13 protein-coding genes are annotated in these 11,692 nt (G+C 34.9%); 7 read left to right on the top strand and 6 right to left on the bottom strand.

What is annotated here, in order from left to right; translation table 11 throughout:
* The 5 genes from PUH65_RS09100 to PUH65_RS09080 are packed head-to-tail and all read left to right on the top strand — an operon-like array spanning position 1 to position 3,438.
* Complete coding sequence (locus PUH65_RS09100) at positions 1 to 624, top strand: flavin reductase family protein (protein ID WP_305519679.1); 624 nt, start codon at positions 1 to 3, stop codon at positions 622 to 624.
* Between the two features lie 15 nt (positions 625 to 639).
* A complete protein-coding gene (locus PUH65_RS09095; RefSeq protein ID WP_305519716.1) occupies positions 640 to 771 on the top strand; it encodes a DUF2256 domain-containing protein in 132 nt (43 codons plus the stop codon).
* A gap of 5 nt (positions 772 to 776) precedes the next feature.
* Entirely contained in the window at positions 777 to 1,472 is a 696-nt protein-coding gene (locus tag PUH65_RS09090; protein WP_305519677.1) for an SDR family NAD(P)-dependent oxidoreductase, read from the top strand.
* Between the two features lie 15 nt (positions 1,473 to 1,487).
* Positions 1,488 to 2,138 carry a MarR family winged helix-turn-helix transcriptional regulator gene (locus tag PUH65_RS09085; protein ID WP_305519676.1) on the top strand — a complete coding sequence of 217 codons (651 nt, stop codon included), beginning with the start codon at positions 1,488 to 1,490 and terminating at the stop codon, positions 2,136 to 2,138.
* Entirely contained in the window at positions 2,131 to 3,438 is a 1,308-nt protein-coding gene (locus PUH65_RS09080; RefSeq protein WP_305519675.1) for a deoxyribodipyrimidine photo-lyase, read from the top strand. Before PUH65_RS09085 ends, PUH65_RS09080 begins: the two co-directional genes overlap by 8 nt.
* A gap of 213 nt (positions 3,439 to 3,651) precedes the next feature.
* Here PUH65_RS09080 and PUH65_RS09075 read toward each other — a convergent pair whose 3' ends face one another.
* From PUH65_RS09075 to lysS, 6 genes are all read right to left on the bottom strand, one after another.
* Entirely contained in the window at positions 3,652 to 4,503 is an 852-nt protein-coding gene (locus tag PUH65_RS09075; RefSeq protein ID WP_305519674.1) for a diacylglycerol kinase family protein, read from the bottom strand.
* Positions 4,504 to 4,541: 38 nt separating this feature from the next.
* Positions 4,542 to 5,363, bottom strand: a complete 822-nt coding sequence (locus PUH65_RS09070) for a DUF3298 and DUF4163 domain-containing protein (RefSeq protein WP_305519673.1) — start codon at positions 5,361 to 5,363, stop codon at positions 4,542 to 4,544.
* Between the two features lie 97 nt (positions 5,364 to 5,460).
* Entirely contained in the window at positions 5,461 to 5,886 is a 426-nt protein-coding gene (locus tag PUH65_RS09065) for a DUF5684 domain-containing protein (protein WP_305519672.1), read from the bottom strand.
* Between the two features lie 145 nt (positions 5,887 to 6,031).
* Entirely contained in the window at positions 6,032 to 7,966 is a 1,935-nt protein-coding gene (gene gyrB / locus PUH65_RS09060; RefSeq protein WP_305519671.1) for a DNA topoisomerase (ATP-hydrolyzing) subunit B, read from the bottom strand.
* A 224-nt stretch (positions 7,967 to 8,190) separates the two neighbouring features.
* On the bottom strand, positions 8,191 to 8,607 hold the full coding sequence (locus PUH65_RS09055) for an OsmC family protein (RefSeq protein WP_305519670.1): 417 nt from the start codon (positions 8,605 to 8,607) through the stop codon (positions 8,191 to 8,193).
* Positions 8,608 to 8,791: 184 nt separating this feature from the next.
* Positions 8,792 to 10,489 (bottom strand): lysine--tRNA ligase, encoded by a 1,698-nt coding sequence (gene lysS, locus PUH65_RS09050; protein ID WP_305519669.1) that lies wholly within the window; start codon positions 10,487 to 10,489, stop codon positions 8,792 to 8,794.
* 218 nt (positions 10,490 to 10,707) lie between these two features.
* Between lysS and PUH65_RS09045 the strand changes: the two genes are divergently transcribed.
* Positions 10,708 to 11,091 (top strand): hypothetical protein, encoded by a 384-nt coding sequence (locus PUH65_RS09045; RefSeq protein ID WP_305519668.1) that lies wholly within the window; start codon positions 10,708 to 10,710, stop codon positions 11,089 to 11,091.
* Between the two features lie 89 nt (positions 11,092 to 11,180).
* The gene (locus PUH65_RS09040; RefSeq protein ID WP_305519667.1) at positions 11,181 to 11,690 is read left to right on the top strand and encodes a hypothetical protein; all 510 of its coding nucleotides are present in this window, start codon (positions 11,181 to 11,183) and stop codon (positions 11,688 to 11,690) included.
* Positions 11,691 to 11,692: the final 2 nt, after the last annotated feature.

Raw genomic sequence — 11,692 nt, 5'->3', positions numbered from 1 at the left:
ATGCAACAAGAGAAAGAGATTTTATCACTGACTTTAGAAGATATTTCTACAACTGAAAAACTGTACAGAACGAAGTTGATTAATTCTTTAGCGGGAATTCGTCAGGTTGCATTGATCGGAACAAAATCGAAAGAGGGTCAGGAAAACGTGGCGATTTTTAATTCGCTTATTCACTTGGGCGCTCATCCGCCTTTGTTTGGATTTATTTCCCGACCGGATTCGGTGGAGCGGGATACTTTAAGAAATATCAAAGAAACCGGAATTTATACTTTAAATTATATTCATAGTAAATGGATAAAAAAAGCACATCAAACTTCAGCACGATATACAAAAGAGACTTCGGAGTTTGAAACAACTGGTTTAAATCCAGAATATTTAGAAAACTGTTTTGCTCCTTTTGTGAAAGAAGCCGAAATTAAAATTGAAATGAAATTTCAGCAGATTTTAGATATTGAAATTAACAACACCAAAATGATCATCGGAAGAATTGAGCAAATTCATATTCCAAAAAACCGATTGGCAGAAGACGGATTGGTAAAACCTTTCGATCTGCTTCTGAGTGGTGGTTTAGATGCTTATTATTCCAGTGATTTTTTAGAGCAATTGCCGTATGCAAAACCTTAAACAGTTTTGAAAAATATAAAAAAAGAACATCTGCCGACGAAAATTTGTCCGGTTTGTGAAAGGCCTTTTTCCTGGCGTAAAAAATGGGAGAAATATTGGGAAGCGGTTAAATATTGCAGCGAAAAATGTAAGAAAATAAAAAAATAAAAACGATGATTAATATATTGATAGTTGGGGCAGGAAAAGGTATTGGACTGGAAACTGCCCGACTTTTGAAAGACGAAAATCTCTTCACAATTTCCCGACATGCAACGCCGGAACTTGACGAATTAGGAAGTCAATTTTTTGAGTTAGATGTTTCAAAAGATGATTTGAGTAATTTATCTTTGCCGGAGGAATTGCACGGACTGGTTTTCTGTCCGGGTTCAATTAATCTGAGACCATTTAATCGGTTAACAGAAGAAGATTTCCTGGCCGATTTTAATCAAAATTTTATGGGCGCAGTTCGGATCATTCAGAAATGTTTACCGGCTTTGAAAAAATCAAAAGGAGCAAGCATCGTCTTATTCTCAACGGTGGCCGCAAAAGTGGGAATGCCATTCCACACTTCAATTGCAGCAAGCAAAGGAGCGATTGAAGGTTTTGCCAAGAGTTTAGCAGCAGAATTGGCGGCGGCAAATATTCGGGTTAATGTCATTGCGCCTTCGCTTTCAGATACTTCTTTAGCGGCACAATTGCTTTCTACAGAAGAGAAAAGAATCGCATCTGCAAAAAGACATCCGTTGCAGAGAATAGGTTTACCGGAAGACAGTGCGCAGTTGGTTGCATTTCTTTTATCCGATAAAAGTTCCTGGATGACTGGACAAATAATTGGTCTGGACGGCGGTTTAGGAAATATAAAACTTTAAAAAAACAATAACGATATGGAGTTAAATTTAATCATCGATATCCTCACTGAACTGGATACTTTTCAGAAAAATCAACCAAGCACCCAAACGAGTTTGGAGGATTTTCGCTTGTATCTGAACGAAAAAGCATACGACCAGGAAACGCCCAGAAACTTAACGGATAAGTTTGATTTAGATGTGTTCGATCTTGAAAATGAAATTGCCAAACAGGTGATTATGTTGGGCAGATATTCGAAACATCTGATTAAAAAATCTTTGGAAAATCATCCTGATTTGGTTAATGAAGATTTCACTTATTTGTTTCGACTGATGGATTATCCCTCGTTAACAAAAATGCAGTTGATTGAAAAAAACGCCCACGAGAAACAATCCGGAATTGAAATTATCAAGAGATTGGTTCGCAACGGACTGTTCGTAGAAAGCCCTGATAAAGACGACAAAAGAAGTACGAGAATTTCGGTGACGGAAAAAGGGAAAAAAGTTTTTCAGGAATCGATGAAGGATATTACCGTAGTTTCTAAAATAATGTGTGGGAAATTAGATGACGCTGAAAAAGAAAGTCTGTTAAGTTCTTTGAAAAAACTCAATACTTTCCATCATACGATTTATACCAATTTGCGAAATGAGGAACCGAGTGAACTTTTGAAAATCGTGGAAAATGCCTGATAAAATATCAGTTTTTTGGTTTCGAAGAGATTTGCGATTGTCCGATAATCACGGACTTTTTAAAGCCTTAGAATCTTCTCAAAAGGTTTTGCCTGTTTTTATTTTTGATACGGACATTCTGTCGAAACTTGAAAATAAAGAAGATAAACGAGTCGATTTTATTGTTCAGGTTTTGCAGGTTTTAAATACGTTTTTAGAAAAATCTGGAAAGTCGATTAAAATTCTTCACGGTAAACCTCTGGAAGTTTTTAAAAATTTGACCGAAGATTACGAAATAGAAAACATTCTCTGTAATGAAGATTATGAACCGGCTGCCATCAAAAGAGATCAGGAAATTGCCGATTTTTTAAGTCAAAAAAATATTGGATTTCAGTCTTTTAAAGATCAGGTTCATTTTCATAAAGACGATATTTTAAAATCTGATGGCACGCCATATTCCATCTACACGCCGTATTCAAAACAATGGTTGCTGAAATATGCAGCAGAAAAAGTAGCGTTTTATCCCAGTGAGAAACTACTTCAAAATTTAATTGATGTTGAAAAACAGGAAATTTCTTTAGAGAAAATAGGTTTTATAAAAACCGAATATCAATTCGAAATTCCTAAAATTAATTCCTCTATTTTAAAGACTTATCACGAAACCCGAAACTTCCCTACAACACCGACATCTGAAATGAGTGTTCATTTGCGATTTGGAACCATAAGCGTTCGAAAACTGGCTGCTGAAGCAAGAAAACTGAATGAAACTTATCTTAAAGAATTAATCTGGCGGGAATTTTTTATGCTGATTCTGTATCATTATCCCAAAGTAGTTCACGAATCATTCAAAAGAAAATACGATAATATTTCCTGGTTGTATGATGAAGAACTTCTCCATAAATGGCAAGAAGGAAAAACAGGTTATCCGATTGTAGATGCCGGAATGCGCGAGTTAAACGAAACTGGTTTTATGCACAATCGTGTAAGAATGGTTTGTGCAAGTTTTTTCACCAAACATCTTTTAATGGACTGGCGAATTGGTGAAGCCTATTTTGCAGAAAAATTAATGGATTACGATTTATCTGCGAATAATGGAAACTGGCAGTGGAGTGCAGGCACAGGTTGTGATTCGGCGCCGTATTTCAGAGTTTTCAATCCGGAAGAACAGCAGAAAAAATTTGATCCAGAATTTAAATACATTAAAAAATGGGTGAAAGAATTCGGAACGAATACTTATCCAAAACCAATCGTAGAACATAAATTTGCACGACTGAGAGCCCTCGAGATTTATAAAAAAGGTCTGGCAGGAGAAAATTTGTAAAGTCTGAATTTTTAGTAAAGGTCTGACAATTTAAATTATAAGTTTTACCGCAAAAGGATCAAAAGATAAATGAAATAAAAAGAATTTCAAAAGTCTGCAAAAATGGTAAATAGATTACTTTATGATGCTTTTGCAAACTTTGATTTGTCTATTTTAAAGATAAACTTTTGTCTCTTTTGCGGTTAAAGGAAATTGAGACCATTATTTAATTTTTCAAATCAAAATTTTCAAACTCTTTGGTAAAACTTGAATGTGAATAGGAGAGAAAATTTCGTTGTATTCGCCATCCAGATGCCAGTCTAGAGTGTTGACCGTAAAATCGATTTCGGGAACAGAAAGGAAAGTGACGTAAGCGTTTTCTTTTAAAGTTTTATTAAACATTCTCCACGCAAAAGCTGCACCTTGAATCAACGGAAATTTTTTGACCAAAACAACTTCTGCCAAACCGTCAACCGTACTTGCGTGTGGTGCGATGTAGGCGTTATTGCCGAACTGGCGGGTGTTAGCGACGTTCAACATTAAATATTCTCCGTCGTATTTTTTAAACTCATCAGATGAGAATTTAACTTCAATCGGTTTGTAACTAAAAAAAGTTTTGATGGTCACTTTAATATAGTTCGTAAATCCTCTGCTTGTTTTTTCGAAATGCTTGACTACTTTACCATCGAAACCCGTTCCTGAGACATTGATGGATAATCGGTCATTTACTTTGAAGGTATCGATTTCCCGATGTTTATTGGCTTTTATTTTTGCTAAAAGTTCATCTAAATTCTTGGTAAAATTAGTTTCATTTGAAAAACCATTTCCCGAACCTGCGGGAAATATAGCCAGAATCTTTCCTGTATTAATCAATTGTTTCGCTACAGAGGAAATTGTTCCATCACCACCCACTGCAACAAAGATGTCAGTGGCTTCAAATTTTTCTTTAATGAACTTTTCAGTTCCTGGTAAAGATTCCGAGATATAGAAATTCGGATGCTCAATTTTTTTTTGAAGTAAATCTAAAAAAGGTTGATAATTTTTCTTGGCAGAAAACGGGTTGATGATAAAAGCGACATTTTTCATGTGCAACAAAAATAGAAAAAGCAGATGATAAAACCTGCTTAAAAAAATATTAAAAAATTTTGACGCTTAAGGAAGTCATCGGTTAACAAAGGTTTAATATCCGACAAAGGAATTTTAATTAAAACAGGACCGGCCGCATAAGCGGTAATTTCATATTGGTTGTAAAGGAAATAGAGATTTTCTTTGTCAAAATAAAAGTTATCATTAATCGGAATTTCTTTTACTAAAAGCATTTCTGCCTGTCCTTTGCCGGTATCGTTTTTAATAAAATTATCCATTAAAATTGGTTGCCATAAGGCTGAATCTTTATTGGTAATAATTTCAGATAACTGAACTGTTTTGTTATTCTTTAAATCAAAAACTTTATAAAATTCATTGTAGTAGCCATGTGCTCCACCGGTATACCCATCCTGAGTATATTGAATCGTCAGGAAATCATTGTCATTTGAAATCATCTTCATATTAGAATTGCTGTACCAGTTTTGTGCAAACTCGGGTTTCCAATTCGTGAGCGCTTCTTTTTGCTGGTCGTAAAACTCAGATTGTTTTTTCTTTAAAGATTCCGCGAGGTTTGCCTTCGAATATTCATCTAAATGAATTTGATTGGAACCGTAAATAGAATCCAGAATTGACTTATTTTTTAAAGTTGGAAAAACCAATAATTTCGATTCAAAATTAACCGTTAAATTTTTATCAACTTTTAGAGAGTCTTCTACTTTAATAGAATCTACGGGTAATTTGTCTGTTTTGGTGGTCATCTGTTCACCCATTTCAGTGGATGTTTCAGTGGTTGATTTCCCTTTGTCACAACTCATTACGGTTAGTGAAAGTAGGATTGATAAGGTCAAGAAATTTTTCATTCTGAAAGTTAATAAAAATTTAGGTGCTAAAAAAGTTGATTTTTAGATTCAAAAAAAACCGTCGAATGGACGGTTTTTATATAGTAAGAATTAAATGTTACTTACGCTCGTCGGGCAAAGCATTAGGGTTGTATGCAGCATCACCAAAAGCAAGCATGGGTAATCCTATAAATGGAAAAAGCACTAAAACAATTGTCATTAAGGTGTCTTTTCCAAAAAATTTGGATAGTCGATCAGAAATCATAACTCCAAAAATGATATTTACAAATGGAATCATCAACATGATAAACCACCAAATGGGTTTTTTAACAATATCAACCAAAACAATCGTGTTGTAAATTGGAATAAATGCTGCCCAGGCATCGTCTCTTCCGGCTTTCTGAAAAATTTTGTAAAGACAGAATGAAAAGAAAAGATAGATGATTAAATAGAAAAAAAGCATTCCAACACCCATCGCCATCGCGCCGGCGACATCTCCTGAATTCATGCCATCGTACGGATTAGTTTGTAATAAAGTTAACATAATTTATTTTTTTAAATTTATCAAATATATAATAAAATTTTACAAAACAAATTAAATTCAAACCAAATAAGATATATTACAGACGATATCATTAAAAAGCCGCCCAAATTATTTGGGCGGCTTTTACTGAATTTTTCAGATATCATTAAACATCGATTTTTGCATAGATTGCATTTTTCTCGATGAATTCACGTCTTGGTGGAACTTCATCGCCCATCAACATAGAGAATACGTTATCGGCTTCTGCTAAACTTTCAATTCTGATTTGTTTTAGCATTCTTTTTTCCGGATTAAGGGTCGTGTCCCAAAGTTGCTCTGGATTCATTTCCCCCAAACCTTTATAACGTTGCACTTCAACACCTTTTCCGTCAGGAGCAAGTTCCAAAGTAAATTCTTCACGCTCTTTTTCATTGTAAGCATAAACTTTTTTACTTCCTTTTTTCAAAAGATACAAAGGTGGTTGGGCGATATAAATATAACCGTTCTCAATTAATTCCTTCATATATCTAAAGAAGAAAGTCATAATTAAAGTGGCAATGTGAGCACCGTCAATATCGGCATCACACATAATCACAATTTTATGGTATCTTAATTTGGAAATATTTAAGGCTTTGCTGTCTTCCTCTGTTCCCACAGAAACTCCCAGCGCCGTATAGATGTTTTTAATCTCCTCATTGTCGTAAACCTTATGAAGCATTGATTTCTCAACATTCAGAATTTTACCACGTAAAGGTAGAATCGCCTGGAAATGACGGTCACGACCTTGTTTAGCCGTACCACCTGCGGAATCTCCCTCTACCAGGAATAATTCAGAAATTTCTGGGTCTTTTGAAGAACAGTCAGAAAGTTTTCCTGGCAGTCCACTTCCTCCCATCGGAGATTTACGCTGAACAAGTTCTCTCGCTTTTTTCGCAGCCTGTCTGGCTTTTGCTGCAAGAACCACTTTCTGTACAATAATTTTTGCTTCGTTTGGATGCTCTTCTAAGAAGTTAGAAAGCATTTCACCAACGATTTTATCAACAGCACCGGAAACTTCAGAGTTTCCTAATTTCGTTTTGGTTTGTCCCTCAAACTGAGGTTCCATTACTTTAACAGAAATTACAGCAGTTAGTCCTTCACGGAAATCATCACCGGTAACTTCTACTTTTTCTTTTGCCGGAAGTCCTAATTCATCAGCAAATTTCTTTAAAGTTCTTGTAAGCGCTCTTCTGAAACCTGCAAGATGAGTTCCACCTTCGTGGGTGTTGATGTTATTTACATAGGAATGTAAGTTCTCATTGTAAGAAGTATTGTATCTCATCGCAACTTCAACCGGAATATTGTCTTTTTCACCTTCCATGAAAATTACGTTATTCATAATGCTTTCACGGTTTCCGTCGATGTATTCTACAAACTCTTTTAATCCACCTTCAGAATGGAAAATATCACTTTTAAAACTACCATCTTCCTCTGTAACTCTTTCATCCGTTAGCGTAATCGTAATCCCTTTATTCAAATAAGAAAGTTCACGGAGTCTGCTTGCTAAAGTATCATAACTATAGATCAGTTCCTGAAAAATAGTATCATCGGGCTGGAAGAAAACTTCTGTTCCTCTTTCATCAGTAGTACCGATTTCAGCAACATCTGCTAAGGCTTTTCCTTTGGAATATTTTTGCTGGTAAACTTTACCATCTTTATAAACAGTTGCGATTAATGAATTAGAAAGTGCATTCACACAAGAAACCCCTACACCGTGCAATCCACCGGAAACTTTATAAGAATCTTTGTCGAATTTTCCACCCGCACCAATTTTGGTCATTACGACCTCCAATGCTGATTTTTGCTCCTTCTCATGCATGTCTACCGGGATCCCACGACCGTTGTCCTTTACCGAAATCGATTCGCCTTCATGGATGACTACAGAAATCATGTCGCAATGTCCGGCTAACGCCTCATCAATCGAGTTGTCGATTACTTCATAAACTAAATGATGTAAACCTCTTGATCCAACATCACCGATGTACATTGATGGACGCATTCTCACATGCTCCATTCCTTCTAACGCTTGTATACTACTCGCTGTATATTCTTTTTGGCTCATATTTTTTATATTCATCAAAGCGAATCCGCCTTGAATTTATCTCTACTTTTTAATTAAAATTTTAGTGAAAATAAAGTGATTTTCTTCTATTTCAAAATGCTAACAAATATACTGAATTTCGTCGGAATATGAAAGTTAAAGAAGTCATAAAATTGGGCCGGTTTTCCACAAAAAAATCCTCAAAGTTTGAGGATTTTCAGTGTGAATTTTTTATTCAGTTTTTGTTAAACTAAACTTGCTTCAACTTTGATTTCAGTATTTAATAATTTAGAAATCGGGCAGTTTTTTTCTGCATCAGCAACTAATTCATCAAATTTTTCTTTAGAAATTCCCGGAACTTTCGCTTTCAAAGTCAACATTGATTCTGTTATTTTACCTTCTTTTGAATCTAAATTAATGACGCATTTTGTTTCTAAATTTTCTGCTTTAAAACCTGCTTCATCTATTTTGAATGATAGCGCCATATTGAAACAACCGGCGTGAGCGGCTGCTATTAATTCTTCGGGATTGGTTCCCACACCTTCTTCAAAACGAGAACTATAGGAATATTGTGTCTGGTTCAAAGTCGTACTTTGAGTTGTTAAATTTCCTTTTCCGTCTTTGCCTGAACCTTGCCAAATGGCTGTTGCGTTTCTTTTCATAATGTAATTTTTTTGGTGTTTTTGTATACATCAAATTTACATCTTTAATTTTATACCAATTTTCTCCAAGAATATCTGATTGACAGATTATCTAAACTGGTTAAAAGCAGGTGAATAGATAGAATTTAGAAATAAAAAAAGCGAACTGTAAAAGTTCGCTTTTGGTAATTTGTATAATTTTGTTTTAAATCAATTTCATCAAAACGACATCATCAATTTTCTCTACTTTAACCAAATTATATTTCGTTAAATTTTTCGCTGCTTTGTCCCATTTTTTTCCAGAAAGTTGAGATTTTACTTTAACAACTCCTAAAGTCATTGGTTCTTCAGAAGAATTCAAAATCTCCAAAACCAGTTTTTCTTCTTCATCCAATTCGAAAGTTGGCGTTGCTTTTTCCGGTTTCATTTGTGGGAAGAATAACACTTCCTGAATGGATGGATTATTTGTTAAATACATGATCAATCGGTCCATTCCAATTCCTAAACCAGAAGTTGGCGGCATTCCGTATTCCAAGGCTCTCAAGAAATCCTGATCGATGAACATTGCTTCGTCATCACCTTTCTTACCTAATTCCACTTGTTTTTCAAAACGCTCTCTTTGATCGATTGGATCATTTAATTCTGAATAAGCATTTGCGATTTCTTTACCACAAACCATCAATTCAAAACGCTCTGTTAAACCTTCTTTGCTTCTGTGTTTCTTTGTTAAAGGTGACATTTCAATAGGGTAGTCGGTAATGAAAGTCGGTTGAATATAATTTCCTTCACATTTCTCTCCGAAAATTTCATCAATTAATTTTCCTTTACCCATTGTTTCATCTACTTCAACGCCGATGAATCTTGCGAAATCGAAGATTTCTTTTTCTGATTTTCCAGTAATATCAAATCCTGTAAAATGTTGAATTGATTCCGTCATCGAAACTCGTGGATAAGGCGCTTTCCAGTTAATCGTGTGTTCGCCGAAAGTAGAATCTGTAGATCCATTCACTTGAATTGCAGAAAATTCCAACAATTTCTCGGTGAAATCCATCATCCAGTTGTAATCTTTGTATGCAACGTAAATTTCCATCGCCGTAAATTCTGGATTATGAGTTCTGTCCATTCCTTCATTTCTAAAGTTTTTGGAGAATTCATAAACACCGTCAAATCCACCAACGATCAATCTTTTCAAATAGAGTTCGTTCGCAATTCTTAAATATAATGGAATGTCTAAAGCGTTGTGATGTGTGATAAAAGGTTTTGCCGCAGCACCACCTGGAATCGCCTGTAAAATAGGAGTTTCAACTTCAAAATAACCTGCGTTATTAAAGTAAGTTCGCATCGCATTGAACAGTTTTGTTCTTTTAATGAAAACTTCCTTCACTTGCGGATTTACGATTAAATCTACATAACGTTGTCTGTATCGAAGTTCAGGATCATTGAAAGCATCAAAAGTATTTCCCTCAGCATCAACTTTCGGTAATGGAAGTGGACGTAAAGATTTGGTTAGAATCTTGAAATTGGTAACCTTCACGGTCATTTCACCAACTTGCGTGTTGAACAGTTCACCTTCAATTCCGATAATATCACCGATGTCTAAAAGGTGCTTGTAAACGTCATTATAAAGCGTTTTATCTTCACCAGGACAAATTTCATCTCTATTAAAATAAACCTGAATTTTACCTTCAGAATCCTGAAGTTCCGCAAAACTTGCTTTCCCCTGAATTCTACGGCTCATCAAACGACCTGCAATGGTCACTTTTTTACCTTCAACAAAATCGTGCTTAATGCTTTTGGTTGTTTCTGTAATTTTATATTCATCGGCTGGAAAAGCGTTAATGCCCATTTTTTCAAGGGTTTGTAACTTTTCTCTCCTGATAATTTCCTGTTCTGATAACTGCATTTTTCTTGCTATTTTAAGTCTGCAAATTTAGTAAATTTTTCGCTAAGATTTCAATGTTGAAATTCAAGATAGATTTATAAATTGAGTATATATTTTTTCATTTTTAAAGTCATTTCATTTCTAAAGATTTTCCTCCAGATAAACATGATATTTATTTGGATTGATTCCAAATCTGCAATATATTATATTCTATGTACTAATTTCCGTAAATTTGTGTTGTGAAAAAATGGTTTATTTATTTCCTGTTGTGTACTTATCTTACTTCTTTTAGTGAGGTCAGACAATTGGTGAAAATGCCGAGATTGGTTGAGCATTTTATTTCACACAAAATGGCGAATCACGATATGTCAATTTATGCCTTCATTAAGATGCATTATATTGATGAGCAGATTGTAGACAGTGATTACAAACAGGATATGAAACTGCCTTTCAAAACGCATGATTTTTCCAATTCGATTGTTAATCTCAATATTCCGCCAGAAAGTCCAAGTTTAAACATTTTACAACAATCCATTTATGTGGATCGTTCGACTCATTTTTCGTATTCTGAAAAATACTATCCTTCGGTATTTTCTAAAATTTGGGAACCGCCAAAAATTTAATTTAAAATTTCAGTCTAAATAATGTTGTCTAGTCTTTCGATTTTGACATTCATTAACCCTTACGTATAGTCTAATTTTAAATTAAAAAAATGGACGAATTACATTTGCATTTGGTGGTAAACCATTTGCCGATTATATTTCCTGACGTTGGAATTATAATACTTCTTATCGGAATTTTCACTAAATCAGAAGTCACCAAACGAAATTCTTATATCATTTTTATTCTTGGAGCCATTACTTCAATGGTTGCCATGGGAACGGGTGAAGGTGCGGAAGATTCTGCAACAAAAATTGCAGGCCTTGCTGAAAATCTGATAAAAAAACATGAAGAAGTCTCTGAGATTTTCGCAGCCTTAACCTATGTTTTAGGAGCAATTTCTTTGGTTGCGCTCATCGCCAGTTTCAGAAATTCAGTCATTTCTAAATATGCGCCATTTGTTGTTGGCATTTTCGCGGTCGTTGCATTATTTTTTGCAAAGAAAGCCGGGACTACAGGCGGCGAAATTCGCCATACCGAAATCAGAACGGGCCAGGACTTCGATTATCGAAATTATGAAGGCAACGGTCCGGCTTCCAAAAGTGATAAACATGATGATTAACA

The organism is Kaistella sp. SH40-3, from assembly GCF_030686865.1.
Lineage (GTDB): Bacteria > Bacteroidota > Bacteroidia > Flavobacteriales > Weeksellaceae > Kaistella.
The sequence above is the reverse complement of the archived record's forward strand: the minus strand, read 5'-3'. Positions and strand labels throughout refer to the sequence as shown.